The organism is Aerococcus sp. UBA6277 (assembly GCF_002440555.1).
Taxonomy (GTDB): domain Bacteria; phylum Bacillota; class Bacilli; order Lactobacillales; family Aerococcaceae; genus Aerococcus.
The window spans coordinates 49272-66308 of the sequence record NZ_DJUR01000035.1 but is presented as its reverse complement, the minus strand read 5'-3'; the positions used below and the strand labels follow the sequence as shown (position 1 = coordinate 66308).

Here is a 17037-nt window from a genome sequence, read left to right as displayed (position 1 = left end):
AGCAAAACACCCCACTCCCGAAAGTTTGGCGACCCAGGGGGCGAGGCAGTCTGAAGTTTTAACAAAACGCACTATGTGTGTGTGCTTTTTGTGTACCTTTATTTTAACATAGGAGGAGATGATTTGGTATGTGGATGACCACCCCCGAAGATGGGAAGTATAAATACACGGAAGATTACAAGGACCCATACACAGGAAAGAAAAGGTATAAGTCCGTAACGCTTACCAGTCAGTCCAAACAGGCTTGGAATAAGGCTAAGAAAATCTTAGATAAAAAGATTGAAGCGGCGGAAAACACAAAGGACACCAAGGACATGACTTTTGGTCAGTTGATGGAAGAATGGTACCCACTACACGAGAAACCATTAAGGAACAGTACCAAACGTAAGCAAAGAATCATGCGTCGGAAAATCGAGGAAACAATAGATGTCGACATACTTGTCAGCAATATAGATACACGCTACTTACAGAATTGGATAAACGGTTTTGACCACCTAAGCCACGGCTATACAAGGTCCATAAAAATTTTAGCAGGACAAGCCTTAAGCTATGCTGTCGATATGGGTATTATTGACCACTCGCCCATGGACAAAGTCAAAATTATTAAGAAAAATGATGTCACGACAAACATATCCGAAAAATACTTTGAGCCTGATCAAGCCCAACAGCTTATCGAAAAGCTATCTATGAGTAAGCGGACGCTACGCATGGCAAGACTTGCTGAATTTATGTATTTGACCGGCTGTCGAATAGGTGAGGCCATCATACTTAAGAAAAGCGACTTTGATTTTGAGAAAGGCACCGTTTCCTTTCATGGCACGCTAGACGCCACCAATGGTTATAAGAAAGCAATTAAAGGCCCACCAAAAACCAATACCTCCCACCGAGAAATATCATTGACCGACCGTTGCATCGAACTGGTAAAATCGCGCATAATCGAACAGGAACTCGAGAGTATTGCTGGTGGACGTGATACAGGATACGTATTCTCAACGGCCAGCGGTACACCAATACAAATAGTGTCATTTAACAAGTCTTTAAAACTAGCTGGCGAAAAACTAGGTATGCAGAACAGCCATGAGTTCTCGTCACATTATTTTAGACACACACATATATCGCTACTAGCTGAAAACAATGTACCTTTGAAGGCCATCATGGCCAGAGTTGGTCACTCGGACAGTAAGACGACTACCGATATATACACTCATGTAACTAGGAAAATGATATCAGACGTTACTTCCAAACTTGACGATATTGGCTTATAATTGCTACCTTTTTGCTACTTTTACTATTTTAGGTAATTTAAAAACCGCTAAACCCTTACAGGCTCAACGGTTTGCTTACGTAGATTATTTTACCTCTTTGAAGACACAAACTTTACGTAATTTTGGACTATATTTTTTTAATTCTAAACGGTCTGGATTGTTACGACGGTTTTTCTCTGTCAAGTAAACACGTTCGCCTTTTAATTCAGTGTTTTCTAAAATAATGTTCACACGCATGTGATACCCCTCCAATACAATAAAATTATTAACTGATATACAGTAACCATACTCGAATATTGTACCATAATCTTAACCTATATGCCAAATGTTTTTTAGTATTGTAAAAAAATTTGGTCAGACACTTAAAACAATCAGCATGTGGCTGTGAATTGAGTATCACAGCGCCACATGCAATTATTGTGGATCCGCTTCTTCCAAGGCTTCCGCCTCTTCTGCTGATGCTTCCGCGTTTTCTGCCAATTGGTCAGCTACTTTATTTTGATATTCCTCAATATCATAGTATAAACCTAAGACATTTGGTGCAGCTGCTTGGGCAGATACAGACACATTGGGGGTTGTTCCTGGAATAACGATCGACACCGCAATTTCAGGATCATCATATGGTGCCCATCCAGCCCAAGTTGAGTTTTCAAGGGTATCAGTTCTTGTCGCAGTACCTGATTTACCCGCTACCTCAATTGGGAAATTAGCAAAAATAGCGTTCCCCAAACCAGTTGAGGTATGAATAACAGACCAGATACCCTCTTGCACTTCCGCAAGCATTTCATCTGTAATCGATAATTCATTCAATACAGTTGGTTGATATTCATAAACCGTTGCCCCACCACCAGCTGTCTCCTCGTCTTCAGTAGGTGCCAAAATTTTATCCAACACATGTAAAGCATAGCGGGTACCACCATTCGCAATGGTTGAAATATATTGGTTTAATTGAATTGGTGAGTAGGTATCAAACTGACCGAAAGCCAAGTCAAGTGCGTTACCTGGGTCACCAGTATCTTGTCCGATTATACCAGTTGATTCATTTTCCAAGTCAATACCAGTCGATACCCCTAAACCGAATTCTGCATAATAACTCCGTAAGGTATCATAAACGGCATCTGTATCCAGTCCAGACAAGTCCATGTACGGTTCGTAGTAGTTTACACCACCCATTGCCATGGCCAATTTAATCATGTAGACGTTTGAAGATTGAGCTAAGGCTTGTTTATCCGTTAAGACCCTTGGTGTTGCATCGTTACCAGAAGTAAACCACCAAGAAGCTTTAACTGGCGTACCGGAGAAGTATAAGGGTTCATCGGTAATTTCATTATCTGAACCAACTTCAAGCAAGCCTTCTCCGTAAGCAGCGGAAATCGTTGCAGGTTTCACGACAGACCCAGATGGAAAGACGCTATTAATCGTACCTAAGGCATCATCCACGATTTCACCATCTGAATTTTTCTTCTTACCCACTAAGGCGTAAATAGCCCCCGTATCAGGATCAGACGCTACAATATAGATAGAATTGTTTTCATCAGTCGTTGCATCTTCTAAATACTGAGTTGCATAAGCTTCTAATTCCGCTTGGTATTCAGAGTCAATGGTTAACTGAACCGTATTCCCCATTTCTCCAGCATAAGTTTGTTCAGAATTGACAATCTCTCCATCTTGACTCACTTCTGTTTCATAGGTTGTTTTCGATCCACGTAAATCCGCTTCATACTGTTCTTCAATATAAGACACCCCTACCCGATCATTTAGGGCATAACCCTTAGCTAGGTAGAAATCTTGTTGGTCACTTGGAATCCCTTCTTCTGTAGAAGACACACTACCAAGCAATGAACGTAGTAATGAATCTTGCGGGTAAGTTCGTTTCCAGTCGGTTGTCACATTGACACCTGGTAACTCAGCTGAATGCTCTGCCACAACGGCCGTTTCTTCAGTGGTTACCCCATCATTTTTAATCATGACAGTTGAAAGTGACGAGGCGGTATTCATTTTGGCAAAAATAACTGCTGCTTCCTTATCTTGGTCACTTAGACCATTCAAGTCGTCGTCAGTCACCTTACTCACTTGGATGGCGTAGATTTCATCATCCGCTGCAGCGGCCTCATCGTCTGTCAACCGGTCATTGATGACATCTGTATTGGCTGCCACAAAATAATCCTGCAGGTCACGATCGGATACATCCTCGAAATCGACAGCTATATATTTAGCTAGATTCTGCGCCGTTTGGGCCATATCCTCACCGGAAGTGTCCTGGCCACGTGTATAAGAAATTGCTGGTAAAGCCTCATTAGACACCATCAATTCTCCTTCAGAATCAATAATCAAACCACGAGGAACCGATTCCTCGACAATAGTTGTTTCTGTTGCATTCACCAGATCAGAGAACATATCGCCTTGAACGAGTTGCAGATAAGATAAACGTAAAATAAGCATTGCAAACAGGACAAAAATCCCTATCATCATCACGTTCAAACGGTTTAAAAAGGAGCCCCATATGGGTGCACGTCTTTTTGGTTGGTCTTGATCATCAGAACCCATTTTATTCAACTTTTCCTCAGCATCCTCATGTTGCTTCGGTTGTTTATTTTGATCACCTTGATCCAACTTGTCACCTACTTTCAAATAAAACACTTATATGCAGCCAAAATAGGTCAGTCCACTCAGGCCAGCATAACCTTTTTTAATTATACACAAAAAATGGTCATAAGACTCGAGTAAATTATTAAGAATCCCTATATCCAACTAAAAATCACAGAAGTTTTTATTTTTGTAAAAAATCTTTAAACAAGGCAATCAATCTGCGAAATATGATATGCTAAAAGCAATTATCAAAAAGGAGTTCGTGTCATGACGCAATACATAAAAACGATTCAACAGAAAAGTCAGAAACACCCACTCAAAGCTTCAATGATTGGCTTGTTTCTAGCAGTCTTTATCCTGATGGGACTCTTCTTTATCTTTGGCTTACAAATATTTCCATTCGGCAACAGCACCATCATGACTGTCGACCTAGGCCAACAATATATCGATTTCTATCAATACTACCGAGACATCTTCCAAGGTAATTGGGATCAGATTTTCTATTCCCTCTCAAAAGCCACCGGAGGCGAAATGGTCGGGACCTGGTCTTACTACCTCATGTCCCCCTACTTAGTTTTCTTGCTATTTTTCCCACAATCCTGGCTGTCCTTTGCCGTCGCCTTGATTGTCTTACTCAAACTCGCCACCGCAGCATCCGCCTTCCAGTTCATGTTAGGCCGGTTCTATATCGAAGTGACCTGGCAATCACTCACATTTTCATTCGCCTACGCCTTCATCGGCTACCTGTCCGCCAACCAACTAAACGTCATGTGGCTAGACGGTGTCATCTTCCTACCCTTTCTCATTTGGGGGTTGGAGAAGGTCATGCGCGGTCAATCTGGCTGGACCTATGTAGCCTGGCTAGCCCTTATCCTAATCTCGAATTACTATATCGGCTACATGATTTGTTTATTCTTAATCCTATTTTTCTGCTACCGGATGGTCGCTCATGGACGAGCTGACTTACATGGTCAAGACCAGATGGAAAGATTGAACAATGACTTGGCGCCACCAGCGCAATATCAAGCCAGCTATTTCACCAGTTAGAAGACCTATATCATGCAAACCTTTGGTAAATTTGCCGGTTGGTCACTCGCAGGTGGTGGCTTGGCTGCCTTTATTTTAATGCCAACATTCTATGCATTATCAACCAGTAAAGGGCAACAATCGTCACCCGAACTTGAATTAACCACCGATTATCCTTTATATGATATTGTGTCAAAATTCATCCTAGGACCCTTTAACTTTGAGCAGATGCCAGAAGGATTGCCCAATATTTTCGTAGGTAGTCTAGCACTTATCATGGCCATCCTATACTTTTTCAATAAGAAGATACATTGGCAAGAACGACTAGCTGCCGGTGGATTGACGACAGTCCTATTATTATCCATGAATATTTCAGGACTGAACTTGATTTGGCACGGGCTCCAGTACCCAATCTGGTACCCATACCGGTTTTCATTCGTCTTTTCATTCTTCCTATTATTTATCGGCTACCAGCTTTACCGGCAAAAACCATTTTTATCCATTAAAAGTGCAGTAGCCTTGCTGATACCTTTCGCCATTGCCTACGGTTACTTACTCTATAAGATTGAAGACTTTGACTATATTTCAGTCACAACCGTCCTAGTCTCCTTCGTTTTATTCGTTGGGATCACTGCCCTATTGATGATGGCTGTTGACTTCGACCGGTTGATTTACATCTTATTAATGTTCATCACCATAAGCGAAGTGTTCGCCAATTCCGTCATCACTATTTCATCGATTTCTTACTTGAAACAAGATGACTTTGCAGATTATATCACCGAACTCAAACCAGAAATCGCATCGTATGCGCCCGGGGAAAATGAATTCTACCGGATGACCAAGACCTTCCAGCGGACAAAAAACGATGCCATGCAGCTGGGTTATTATGACTTAAACCATTTCAACTCGACAATGGAACGAAACACCACCCAATTGTTCAAACAATTAGGTCAACCCATGTCAGATGGCTTTACCAACTATACAACTGGGACTCTACTGACAGACGCCCTATTTGGTGTGAAATATTACTTTGACGTCACCCCGTTTGAAGATAATCAAGGGGCCTTAAAAGACCGGGTCATGTCAACACGAGATGACTTGAGTGAATATCCGGTTACAGAAGTCACAGACCAATTAATCATCCATGAAAATCCCAACGCCTTGTCTCTTGCCTATATGGTTAGCCAAGACATCCAAGACGTCGCCATTGATGACGTCAACCCAGTTTACCTGCAAGATGAATTGTTGAATGTCTTAAGCGGAAACGGCACGACAGACGGCATTGCCCTCTCACAATTTGAGATTGCCAACTTTGCCAGCGTGGACCTTTTCCATGTGAATTCACAAGATGCTTCAGTGGTAAACACAGCTTACACCCGTGATGACACCGGAGAAGATTCATTTATTGATATCCATATCAATGTGAAAACCAACCAAGCGTATTACATTACCGTCCCTTCATTCTTGAACGATGAAGAAGTCAAATACTACTTAGACGGCGAGCCATTGGACTACGATTCTTCCTACCAGTCGATTCAATTATTTAATATTGCTAACGACGATCAGGGCGCAGAGAAAGTATTTACCATCCAGTTGCTAGATGACGAAACAACCCTAGCGGATATCAACCTCTATACCCTTGACCAGGAAAAAGTATCCACCATGGCAGAAGACTTGAAGCAAAATCAGTTGAAACTAACTGACTTCTCAAATGGGATTTTCTCAGGCACCCTTACAGTAGACGATCCAAGTGAATACTTGATGGTTACTGTCCCATATGCAGAAGGCTGGCACGCCAAAGTCAATGGTGAAGAAGTCGATACTGTACCCCTATTAAACGGTGGCTTTATGGGTATCCAATTTGAAGAAGCCGGTGATTATGAAGTCACTTTCTACTACATCCCACAAGGCTTGATATTAGGCGTAGCCATTACAATCGCAACCGGACTCGTACTAGTAGGTATATATTTCTTTAACAAGAAAAAAGTGAAAACGAAATAAATACAAAACGTCTGCTGATAATTGTCGGCAGACGTTTTTTAGAGGGATTTTTTATGAACATTGCCGAAAAAAAGAGGCTAGCCAAAGCTACCCCCTATTACTAATCTAATAGATAGTAAATTATTTTGCTGCGTCGAAACGTTTTGCAACTTCATCCCAGTTTACAATGTTCCAGAATGCTGCAATGTAGTCTGGACGAACGTTTTTATATTTCAAGTAGTAGGCATGTTCCCAAACATCGATACCTAATAATGGTGTTTGACCATCCATTAATGGTGAGTCTTGGTTTGGTGTAGAAGTGATTGCCACTTCACCGTTAGCTAAAACTAGCCAAGCCCAACCAGATCCGAAACGACCAGTTGCTGCAGTTTTGAATGCTTCTTGGAAGTCTTTAAAAGAACCGAATTTAGCGTCGATAGCTTCTTTTAAAGCGCCTGTAGGTTCACCGCCAGCGTTTGTTGCGAATTGTTCCCAGAATAATGTGTGGTTTGCGTGTCCACCAACATTGTTACGAACAGCAGTTTTCTTGTCTTCAGGTACAGCGTCAAAGTTAGATAAGATTTCTTCAGCAGATTTATCTGCTAAATCAGTACCTGCTAAAGCTGCATTTGCATTTGTTACATAAGTATTATGGTGTTTGTCATGATGCAAGTGCATTGTTTCCTCGTCGAAATAAGGTTCTAATGCATCATAAGCGTATGGTAATTCTGGTAATTCAAAAGCCATGTAAAATTCCTCCTATAAAACTTATCATTATTTTCTTACTAAAATCACTATATCAAGTCACACCATAAAATTCAAAGGAATTGACTTAAAGCGCTCACTTATTTTCAAGAAAACTTTTCCCTTTTCCAATCATCCGGTCATTGTTTTTGACCAATCTTTGTTATAATGAATGTTAACGTGAGAATGCTTAGTCATTTTCCAAGTCCACCAGCTAAGAGTGGGAATTTGAGAACAGAAAAGAGCGAATGTATGAAAGAAAGCAATATCCTCGTCATCTTATACGATGCCCTATTGAATTATCCAAAAATTATACGTGTCATTTCCTATAGCTTTAAGAGAATGTTGGTCTATGCCCTATTAATTGCAGGTATATCAGCAATTCCGACCTTCTTCGACACCTTGAAAGTATTTGATTTACTAGAAACTAACGCGACATCTATCGTCAATCAAATCCCTGACTATCAAGTGACAGATGGCAAAATAGCCACCATCGATGACCAAACGGCCTTCATTTTAGAAACAGACCTGATGACCTATGCCTTTGATCCAAATGATGAAATCGCTAGCCAAGATGTGGCGACTAGTCAAAACAATCTGATCACTGTTGAAAACAACTCAGATAACCTGACCCTGTCATTTATGGGACAACCCATTGCCTTCACCTACGCACAATTAGGTGACACTGCCAATAGCGATGGTGTCAAAGGCATTATCCAATCAATGACTAGCCTAACTTGGGCCTACTACCCGATTATCTTCGTCATTGTAACCCTGTCTAGCCTATTAAATCTAGTGCTAGCTAGCCTGATGATTGCCTTAGTAATTGGTATGCTACCTGATTCAACCCGCTTAAGACTAACCTTTAAAATGCGGTTGTCTTTAGCCCTTGCGTCATTAACTATGCCACTAATGGTCATCACGCTCTTTAACCTATTTGGCTTCTATGTTGTCTATCAATTAGAAATCATGTACGTCTTCGCATTGATACGTTTATGGCGATTATTGAAAAAAGTACAAGTCATAAAAATGCAAAAATAATAGAAAAAGTGAGTGGGTCCGCTCAGCTCAACAACACTGGAAGAATAGTGCCGTATCAGACAAAGTATGTTGCAAACTATTCTGAAGTGGACTTGAGCTGATCGAGCGAAACTGACTAGGTTTGGAGCGTCAAAAAACAATTTATCAGTAACACAAAAATCCGAGGAATTGATCAAAACGATCATTCCTCGGATTTTTATTTTGAAGATGTTAGTGAATTTAGAAATCCACTTGGTTGTCTTCTTTGTTTTTACGACGTTGGTCACGACGTTTTTTACGTTGGTCAGCCATGCGGTTGTCTTTGTTATGTTTAGAAATTTGACGGCTTAATTTTTTCTTGTAACCCGGTTTGACTTTACGACGTTTGTTTCGTTCAATCATTCCAACTACAGTATGGTCAACTTCAGGTGCTTTTTGACGGGCAGCACGGGCATCGTGGTCTTTACCGTCGATTAGTTGATGGTCTTTGATATCTTTATTTTCAAAGACGATCCCTTTGTTTTCCAACCATTCAATATCTTTTAATTCATCCGGAATATAGAAGGTAATGGCAGTACCTGGTTTACCTTGACGACCAGTACGACCAACGCGGTGGATGAAGAACTCTAATTCATTCGGTACTTCGTAGTTGATTACGTGAGATACACCCTCAATATCGATCCCACGAGCAGCTAAGTCAGTGGCTACCACATATTGGAAGTCTAAGTTTTGCACTTGCTTCATGACACGGCGACGTTCACGCGATGGTAAGTCACCATGAATTTGACCGACATTTAAACCTTGAGATTTCAAGTATTTGTACAATTCTTGTACAGTTTCCTTGGTGTTAGCGAAGATTAAGGCTAAGTATGGTTGACCAATTGTTAAGGCATCGAATAACAATGCTTTACGGTCGCGTCCTTTAACAGGTACCAAGTAGTTATCAATGGTATCTGAAATTTTGTGACGAGCTTCAATTGTGACCCACTCAGGGTTGCTTAAGTATTTTCTCAAGAATGGTTTCAATTTATCTGGAATAGTCGCTGAGAAAACGTACATGTTCAATGATTTCGGCATACGCCCGGCAATTTGATCGACTTCATTTAAGAAACCTAAATCAAGGGTCATGTCTGCTTCATCGACAACGAAATCTGTTACTTGGTGTACAGAGATCAATTGGTTGTTGATCAAGTCTAATAGACGTCCTGGTGTCGCAACAATGACTTGTGGTACGGTATTTTCTAAACGGTTGGCTTGTTTAACAGTATCTGTCCCGCCAAAAGCACGCTCGATATGTAAATTTTCATCTGAAAATGACAAGATTTGACGCCCAGCTTGGTATAACTGCTCCGCAAGTTCACGACTAGGCGCTGTAATAACCAACTGTGTGTGGTTTTCCGCTGTAATCTTATTTAATAGTGGCAATAAGAAGGCGTGCGTTTTCCCTGATCCTGTTTGGCTTTGGGCAATGACATCGCGGCCTGATTGAATCACTGGAATAACTGTTGCTTGAATTGGAGACGGCTCATAGAAATTCAAATCTGCGAGTGCGTCGTTGATAAATGGTTTTAAATTAAATTGTGTAAAAGACATGGTCTCCCACCTTTCTCTACTTGCCAGCTTAGGCAAGTGCGGTTCTTTTTGCTCATCCGTACTATTGTACCATTATCCTACTTAAATCGAAAATAATAGAATATTAAAAAATACTAAGAATAGTCAGGACTAATTCTTGTGTAAGTGATGAAAGTTCGTATATAATTGAAGATGAACTATGAAAGGATGTAGCATAATGACTAACAAACAAGTTGGTGGGCTTATCGTTATGTTTGGTGCAGCAGGAGATTTAGCGCGCCGTAAACTATACCCATCTTTATTCCGATTATATCAGCGTCAATTATTATCTGAAAACTTTGCCTTGCTAGGAAACTCTAGACGCGAATGGACTGACGATTATTTCCGTGATATCGTCTTAGATTCAATTTCTGACCAAGAAGCAGAAGAAGAAACAATCAACAACTTTATCAAACATTTCTTCTACACATCTCATGACGCCACTCAAGCGGATGATTATGAGAATTTGAAGAATGAAATGGATCGATTAAGAAATGAATTTAATACCGGTGAGAAAAATTTATATTACCTATCGACTTCACCAGCCCTATTTCCTGAAATTACCCAAGGATTGAAGGATGCTGGCATTGTAACGGATGGCGGTACACACCGAGTCATCTTAGAAAAACCATTCGGTACTGACCTATCATCAGCCAAAGAATTAAATGATGCCTTAGCGATTTCTTTCGATGAAAAAGATATCTACCGTATTGACCACTATCTTGGTAAAGAAATGGTGCAAAATATCTTAGCGACACGTTTCTTTAACCCTGCAGTTGAAGCTTTATTAAACCAGGAATTCGTTTCAAATATTCAAATCACCTTAGCAGAAGACATGCCAGTTGGTAGCCGTGGTGGTTACTACGACCAATCAGGTGCTATTCGTGACATGCTACAAAACCATATCCTACAAGTGGCGACATTACTTGGTATGGACCTGCCCGCTTCACCAGATCAAGACGATGTGCATGCCAACAAGTTAGCTTTCATGAAACAAATCGATTCATTAACAGCTGACCAAACCGCTAAACAAACTGTGCGCGCCCAATACCTTGCAAGTGAAGATGGTGAATTCATCAACTACTTAGAGGAAAATGAGGTCGCGTCCGATTCTGTGACTGAAACTTATTTGGCGGGCTACTTCCAAGTCAATAACGAGCGTTGGGGCCAAGTACCCTTCTACTTCAGAACAGGTAAAGCCTTGGATGACAAACGGACAACCGTTGAAATCATCCTAAAAGATGCCGGTGATAAAACAGATATCGATAAGGGTTGTAACCCAAGTCAAAGTCGCATTACCTTCAACATTCAACCAGAAACTGGTTTAGCTTTTAACCTAAATCAAAAATTACCTGGTGAAGAATTATTGCCAACTATGGTGTCAATAAATTCTAATGTAGACGAATTAAACGCTGCTTATGTACCAGACGCCTATGAAAAATTGATTTACGATGCCCTAATCGGTGATCAAACCAACTTCTCGACATGGGATGAATTGGCTGAGCAATGGCGTATCGTCGATTCAATTATTGAAAATTGGAAAAATGCCGGTACTAAAACCTTACCTACATATGTTGGTAAAACACGTGGTCCTAAAGAGGCAGATGAATTATTACGCCAAAACGGCCATGTTTGGGTAAAATAGTTTTATTGAAAATTGCCTTATAGAAGAAACGGCTGATTTCACAAAATCTAATCCATATTAACAAAACCAGGAACGAAGATGAAAATCGAGGTTCCTGGTTTTGTTGTATTCCTTGTTTTAAAATACCCGTTTTCAACTGACTTAATAAGAAAACTAACTTTCAGAGTAAGTGTATTCTGGTACCTGAATGTCACCGGAGATAATGGCTGCTTTAGCTTCTTCAATTTGCGCCCAATCTTCGTCTGATAATTGCCCTTGGGTTAGCGAAACCCCACCATTTTCCAAGCCATAAGCTAAATTTTCACCTGCAGGAAAGGCATTGTCTCTTGTTTCCTCGGCTAAAGCAATAATAGCTGCCCCAGTATCTTTAAGGGTCGACGCTAAGGTAAAGTTGCCACCAGTCCACTCACCCTCGTCAGTTTGATCTCGGTCAACCCCAATCACCCATAGTTGCTCTTCTGAATTAGCTTCTAGACGGTTACGGGTCTCAGTGAAAACACCGTTACCAGACCCGCCAGCAGCTGTATAAATCACGTCAATACCCTGCGTATACATAGCATTAGCAATTTGTTGCCCTTTAGAGGCGTCACTAAACGACTCCGTATATTGGCTTTCTACTTCAATATTCTCGTCAATATAGGCAACACCCGCTTTAAAACCTGTTTCAAAACGGTCAATCACTGGAATTCTAGTCCCACCAATAAAACCAACTTGATTCGTTTCTGTAGTTAAAGCAGCCGCAACTCCAGCTAAGAAGGCAGATTCTTGGTCTTTAAAGGCGATAGATACCGCATTGTCTAGGTCAACTTCCCCATCAATCAAAGCGAAATTTTGATCAGGATTTTGCGAGGCCACTTCACTTAAGGCTTCTGCAGTTGTATACCCAAGACCAACGATAATATCATATTGGTCTGCAACCGCAACATTTAAATTAGGAATCAATTCAGATTGATCAGGTGATTCATAGTATTGGACCTTGGCTCCAGTTTCCGCTTGCCATGTTTGTAGCCCTTCCCAAGCAGATTGGTTGAACGACCGGTCATCAACGCCCCCTTCATTGGTTACCATACCGATTGATAAGGCATCAGTAGCTGTTGATTCACTCGCTTGTGAACTGGATGATGACGCTGTGCCAGCATTGGCATCCGTACCGGCATTTTGCCCTTGGCAGGCCACTAAAAGTAAGGCAGCACTTGAAATAAAAACGGTCTTAAATGTTGAAGACATGAATCGATTTTCCTCCCAACGAAAAACGGCAATGTTCGTTTATTCGCATTATTATTTTCTTTACCACATTACTTTAGCATAGTTATATTTTTAAATCCATATGAAATTGTTGTTTTATTGTATTATAGTTCGTTTAAATATGCATTTGCGCCCCATAAAATCTCTAAAATAGCCAATTTCCTTTGCAAAACCGAACGAAAAAGACCGCACCTGCATTTTACATACAGGTTGCGGTCTTGAAAGCTATATCCTATTTTTCTATTAGTCAAAAAATTGGTCGCGACGGTATTTCATAGCCACTTCACCTAGTTGAGCTAATAATTCTTCTTTCTCCTCTGAAGAATAAACGTTAGCGCCTGAGGCTTTCTCATGACCGCCACCATCATGTTGCGCAGCAATATGGTTGATTGCTGGCCCCTTAGAGCGGATTCGGCAACGTACTTTCCCATCTGGTTGTTCGATAAAGGTTACCCAAGTAATAACTCCTTCAATCGTTCCTGGAATTTGAACTATTTGGTAGGTTTCATTGGCTGTTAAATCAAGCGACTGCAATAAATCTTGTGAAATATAAACTGAATTTACTGTCCCTTGTGCTGATAATTTCATGTTTTGTAGGACATAAGCTTGCAAGCGAGCTTGAGAAATAGTTTGTGTATTTGATTCTTGCATCAATTCAGAAGCTGGGAAGTCGTAGTTCAACAATTCACCGGCAATTTGCATAGTATCTCGGGTTGTATTGTCATATAAGAAACGACCAGTATCCCCTACAATTCCTAAGAAGAAGCATTTAGCTGCTTCATCATTCATTTGCAACTTATTGTCATCACGCAAAACAATAGATGCCCATAATTCTGAGGTCGATGAGATACTTGGCTCAACGATCATAAAATCACCGTACGGATCGTCATTCGGATGGTGGTCAACTTTGACAAGGGTTGCCCCTTTTTTATACCGTTGATCATCAATCCGTGGTCGGTTAGCTGAATCGTTCACGATAACAAGTGCATGCTTGTAAGTATCATCCGAAATATCATCCATATCCCCGAATTCCGCTAATGAATCGTCATCTTGCCCCACTGCATAAATATCTTTATGTGGGTAAGTTTCTTCCAAAACTGCCTTTAATCCCATTTGCGAACCTAATGCATCCGGATCTGGGCGAACATGGCGATGAATAATGATAGTATCATGTGCCTCAATTGCCGCTAATATTTTGTCTAACATATTGACCTCTTTCTAAGTCCTAAAAATTTTCTCTTTTATCATTATACCCTTGATTGACAGATTCGTCATTAATTGGTCAGTGTTTTCACACTTGCCAATGCTTTTGTCATCACTTGTTTGCCGTGGTAAACCGTAATATCAATCTCCATAGACCGTCTAGAAACATCTAAGAATTCTAAGACGATATCGATGGTAGATTGTAAGGGTACTAATTTTAAATAATATGCACTTACCTTATCGACAACGATTGATTTATCTTGCATCTTCTTGACAAATTGTTTTACCGATAGTTGGATAATACTATGTTGTAAGGCATTAGATAAGGCACCGAAATCATTCGTTAATGAAACATCACTTAGAAATCGGTAGCGAGCTTTTGTCATATCCTCATTTTGTGCAACAAATTTCAACTTATCAGCTAATAGCATCTCAATCCGGTTTTCGCTCTTTTCTGTCTGTTGCGTATACTGTAATGTTCGTAAGACATCTTGTCTAGATAGGATACCTTGTAAATAATCCTCTTCATCCACAACCGGCAGTATTTCTAACCCATCCCAAATCATCATATGTGTAATCGAAGCAACACTCATTGGCTTCTTAGCCGAAATCGGTGTTGGTGTCATGGCTTTAGCTAAACGGGTATCCGGTGCGAAATCTAAGATATCCTTAGCTGTTAAGATCCCGGCTAACTTACCATCTCTTTCACAAATTGGAAAACGGGTATGCCCCGAGTTTTCTGACAATTGTCGGTAGGCTGTAATCGTATCATCCGTGTATAAAAATTGTGTTTGCTCAAGCGGAATGTAGATATCTTCAACAAGTAAAATATCCTTCTGCATAGACCGTTCTATCATCGCTTTATTGATTAAAGTAGCCGTTGCATAGGTATCGAAGTTGACACTTAAAAGTGGTACTTCCCGCTTATTAGCCAAGTCCACAATGTCATCTGAGGGTTTAAAGCCACCTGATATTAAGACAGCGACGTCATTCTCCAAGGCAATCCGTTGAATTTCATCACGGTTACCAACGATAATCAAGGAATCTGGTTCGATATAACGACGCATCCCGTCCGCTTCCATGGCGCCGATAATAAATTTACGGACCTGACGGCTCAGACCTGAAGCCCCACCCAAGACCTGACAATCCGTTACCTGGATAATTTCTTCGATGGTTAAATGGTGCATGCGACGGTTTTCGTTTTCTTCAATTCGGACGGTTCCCACCCGCTCTTTGGTCGCCACTAAATGCAAATTCTCAGCCGATTTAATCGCCCGATAAGCTGTCCCCTCTGACACCTTCAAATTGCGTGCGATAGACCGAACCGAGATTTTGGCATCAATGGGGAGGTTTTGAATATATTGAATGATTTGTTCGTGTTTAGTTGCCATTGGCATTGCTCCTCCGTTTAAAATCTGACCCATTCGGTTCTAGTCGTCATCCTTCTCTTCTTTAGATGACGTCTGATCTGGGGCAGGTTGAATTGCTGAATCTTCTTTTATATTTTTATTTTCATTTATATCTTCATTCTCTGATAATAAAGTGCTGGATTTGTAGGTTAGCGTTCCCGCTTCATTCGCTTCATTGGTATATAAATTCAAGCGAATATTTTCAAAAGCTAACTGCGACAAATCACTCACCGTAATCCCAAGCAACCGGATTCCTTGACTGACATCCCCGTATGTTTGCCACAGGTCCAAGGCGTAGAAATAAATATCCTGGCTATCTGAAATGGCGTCCACAAGCGACGTCTGCCGTGTAACCGTCTCAAAATCCGCATTACGAAACTTCAAAGTCACAACTTTTCCGTGCATGCCCTTTTCACGCAAGGCATCAGACACAGAATTGGCTAGCTTACGCAAGGTTTCTTCCACATCATTCTCATGGTAAAGGAAAGGATAAAAGGTCCGCTCCTTTCCAATCGATTTACGGATCCGAGTGACTTTAACCGGCCGGTCATCAACACCACGGACCCTTTCATACAAGGCCAAACCAGCTTTACCGAAGTACTGAATGCATTCATCTTGTGATAATTTCTTCAAGTCTGCACCTGTATAAATAGCCAGTTCATGCATCTTTTCAGCCGATCGTGTCCCGACCCCATAGAAATCTTCAATGGGCAATTGCTCTAAAAAGGGAATCGCTCGTTTAGGTGTAATGACCGTCATACCGGAAGGTTTTTGATAGTCAGACGCTAATTTGGCAATAAACTTATTATAAGACACCCCAATCGAACAAGTTAAATTCAATTCCTTATAAATAGTTTCTTGAATTTCCTTGGCCACGTCCATGGCGTAAGGAATCCCCTTCTTATTGTCAGTGACATCTAAAAAGGCTTCATCAATGGAAAGGGGTTCAATAATATCTGTATACCGCTTGAAAATATCCCGTACTTGTTCTGATACTTCTCGGTATAAGGCATAGTTGCCCGACACAAAAATCCCTTGCGGACATAAGCGGTAAGCCTCAGCCGCAGACATGGCTGAGTGGATCCCATACTTACGCGCTTCATAAGAAGCCGTTGATACAACACCCTTACCCGAATTCTCTTTTGGATGGCGGGCAATAATCACCGGCTTACCCCGATAAGCCGGATTATCTCTTTGTTCAACAGAGGCGAAGAAAGCATCCATATCGACATGTAATATTTTCCTAGACCCATCAATTTTTGGATCATCAAATGATAATATCCCTATCGTGCGCATGACA

11 protein-coding genes and 1 pseudogene are annotated in these 17037 nt (G+C 40.9%); 4 read left to right on the top strand and 8 right to left on the bottom strand.

The features are described 5' to 3' along the window. Nucleotides 1-128: 128 nt before the first annotated feature. The gene (locus B2V22_RS06015) at nucleotides 129-1265 is read left to right on the top strand and encodes a tyrosine-type recombinase/integrase (protein ID WP_290491089.1); all 1137 of its coding nucleotides are present in this window, start codon (nucleotides 129-131) and stop codon (nucleotides 1263-1265) included. 84 nt (nucleotides 1266-1349) lie between these two features. Here B2V22_RS06015 and rpmG read toward each other — a convergent pair whose 3' ends face one another. Both rpmG and B2V22_RS06005 read right to left on the bottom strand, forming a co-directional pair. Then, nucleotides 1350-1502, bottom strand: a complete 153-nt coding sequence (rpmG, locus tag B2V22_RS06010) for a 50S ribosomal protein L33 (RefSeq protein ID WP_003141750.1) — start codon at nucleotides 1500-1502, stop codon at nucleotides 1350-1352. Nucleotides 1503-1679: 177 nt separating this feature from the next. After that, nucleotides 1680-3878, bottom strand: coding sequence for a peptidoglycan D,D-transpeptidase FtsI family protein (locus B2V22_RS06005; protein ID WP_290491084.1), 2199 nt, complete (start codon nucleotides 3876-3878; stop codon nucleotides 1680-1682). Between the two features lie 243 nt (nucleotides 3879-4121). Between B2V22_RS06005 and B2V22_RS06000 the strand changes: the two are divergent. Further along, nucleotides 4122-6881: pseudogene (locus B2V22_RS06000) on the top strand (YfhO family protein). Between the two features lie 120 nt (nucleotides 6882-7001). On the opposite strand, the gene B2V22_RS05995 reads toward B2V22_RS06000, so the two are convergent. Further along, a complete protein-coding gene (locus B2V22_RS05995) occupies nucleotides 7002-7607 on the bottom strand; it encodes a superoxide dismutase (protein ID WP_290491082.1) in 606 nt (201 codons plus the stop codon). A 249-nt stretch (nucleotides 7608-7856) separates the two neighbouring features. Between B2V22_RS05995 and B2V22_RS05990 the strand changes: the two genes are divergently transcribed. Then, the gene (locus B2V22_RS05990) at nucleotides 7857-8645 is read left to right on the top strand and encodes a DUF1189 family protein (protein WP_290491080.1); all 789 of its coding nucleotides are present in this window, start codon (nucleotides 7857-7859) and stop codon (nucleotides 8643-8645) included. A 219-nt stretch (nucleotides 8646-8864) separates the two neighbouring features. Here the strand turns inward: B2V22_RS05990 and B2V22_RS05985 are convergent, their stop codons facing one another. After that, on the bottom strand, nucleotides 8865-10217 hold the full coding sequence (locus tag B2V22_RS05985; protein ID WP_290491078.1) for a DEAD/DEAH box helicase: 1353 nt from the start codon (nucleotides 10215-10217) through the stop codon (nucleotides 8865-8867). A 196-nt stretch (nucleotides 10218-10413) separates the two neighbouring features. Between B2V22_RS05985 and zwf the strand changes: the two genes are divergently transcribed. Further along, nucleotides 10414-11880 (top strand): glucose-6-phosphate dehydrogenase, encoded by a 1467-nt coding sequence (gene zwf, locus B2V22_RS05980; protein ID WP_290491077.1) that lies wholly within the window; start codon nucleotides 10414-10416, stop codon nucleotides 11878-11880. Between the two features lie 153 nt (nucleotides 11881-12033). Here zwf and B2V22_RS05975 read toward each other — a convergent pair whose 3' ends face one another. From B2V22_RS05975 to dinB, 4 genes are all read right to left on the bottom strand, one after another. Further along, on the bottom strand, nucleotides 12034-13107 hold the full coding sequence (locus B2V22_RS05975) for a BMP family lipoprotein (RefSeq protein WP_290491075.1): 1074 nt from the start codon (nucleotides 13105-13107) through the stop codon (nucleotides 12034-12036). Nucleotides 13108-13368: 261 nt separating this feature from the next. Further along, on the bottom strand, nucleotides 13369-14331 hold the full coding sequence (locus tag B2V22_RS05970; protein ID WP_290491073.1) for a DHH family phosphoesterase: 963 nt from the start codon (nucleotides 14329-14331) through the stop codon (nucleotides 13369-13371). Between the two features lie 68 nt (nucleotides 14332-14399). Further along, a complete protein-coding gene (locus tag B2V22_RS05965) occupies nucleotides 14400-15719 on the bottom strand; it encodes a DRTGG domain-containing protein (RefSeq protein ID WP_290491071.1) in 1320 nt (439 codons plus the stop codon). 39 nt (nucleotides 15720-15758) lie between these two features. After that, the gene (dinB, locus tag B2V22_RS05960; protein WP_290491069.1) at nucleotides 15759-17033 is read right to left on the bottom strand and encodes a DNA polymerase IV; all 1275 of its coding nucleotides are present in this window, start codon (nucleotides 17031-17033) and stop codon (nucleotides 15759-15761) included. Between the last annotated feature and the right edge of the window lie 4 nt (nucleotides 17034-17037).

Coding starts and splice junctions, on each gene's coding strand:
- B2V22_RS06015 (WP_290491089.1), top strand. CDS start 129: ATGTGGATGACCACCCCCGAAGATGGGAAGTATAAATACACGGAAGAT.
- rpmG (WP_003141750.1), bottom strand. CDS start 1,502: ATGCGTGTGAACATTATTTTAGAAAACACTGAATTAAAAGGCGAACGT.
- B2V22_RS05995 (WP_290491082.1), bottom strand. CDS start 7,607: ATGGCTTTTGAATTACCAGAATTACCATACGCTTATGATGCATTAGAA.
- B2V22_RS05990 (WP_290491080.1), top strand. CDS start 7,857: ATGAAAGAAAGCAATATCCTCGTCATCTTATACGATGCCCTATTGAAT.
- B2V22_RS05985 (WP_290491078.1), bottom strand. CDS start 10,217: ATGTCTTTTACACAATTTAATTTAAAACCATTTATCAACGACGCACTC.
- zwf (WP_290491077.1), top strand. CDS start 10,414: ATGACTAACAAACAAGTTGGTGGGCTTATCGTTATGTTTGGTGCAGCA.
- B2V22_RS05975 (WP_290491075.1), bottom strand. CDS start 13,107: ATGTCTTCAACATTTAAGACCGTTTTTATTTCAAGTGCTGCCTTACTT.
- B2V22_RS05970 (WP_290491073.1), bottom strand. CDS start 14,331: ATGTTAGACAAAATATTAGCGGCAATTGAGGCACATGATACTATCATT.
- B2V22_RS05965 (WP_290491071.1), bottom strand. CDS start 15,719: ATGGCAACTAAACACGAACAAATCATTCAATATATTCAAAACCTCCCC.
- dinB (WP_290491069.1), bottom strand. CDS start 17,033: ATGCGCACGATAGGGATATTATCATTTGATGATCCAAAAATTGATGGG.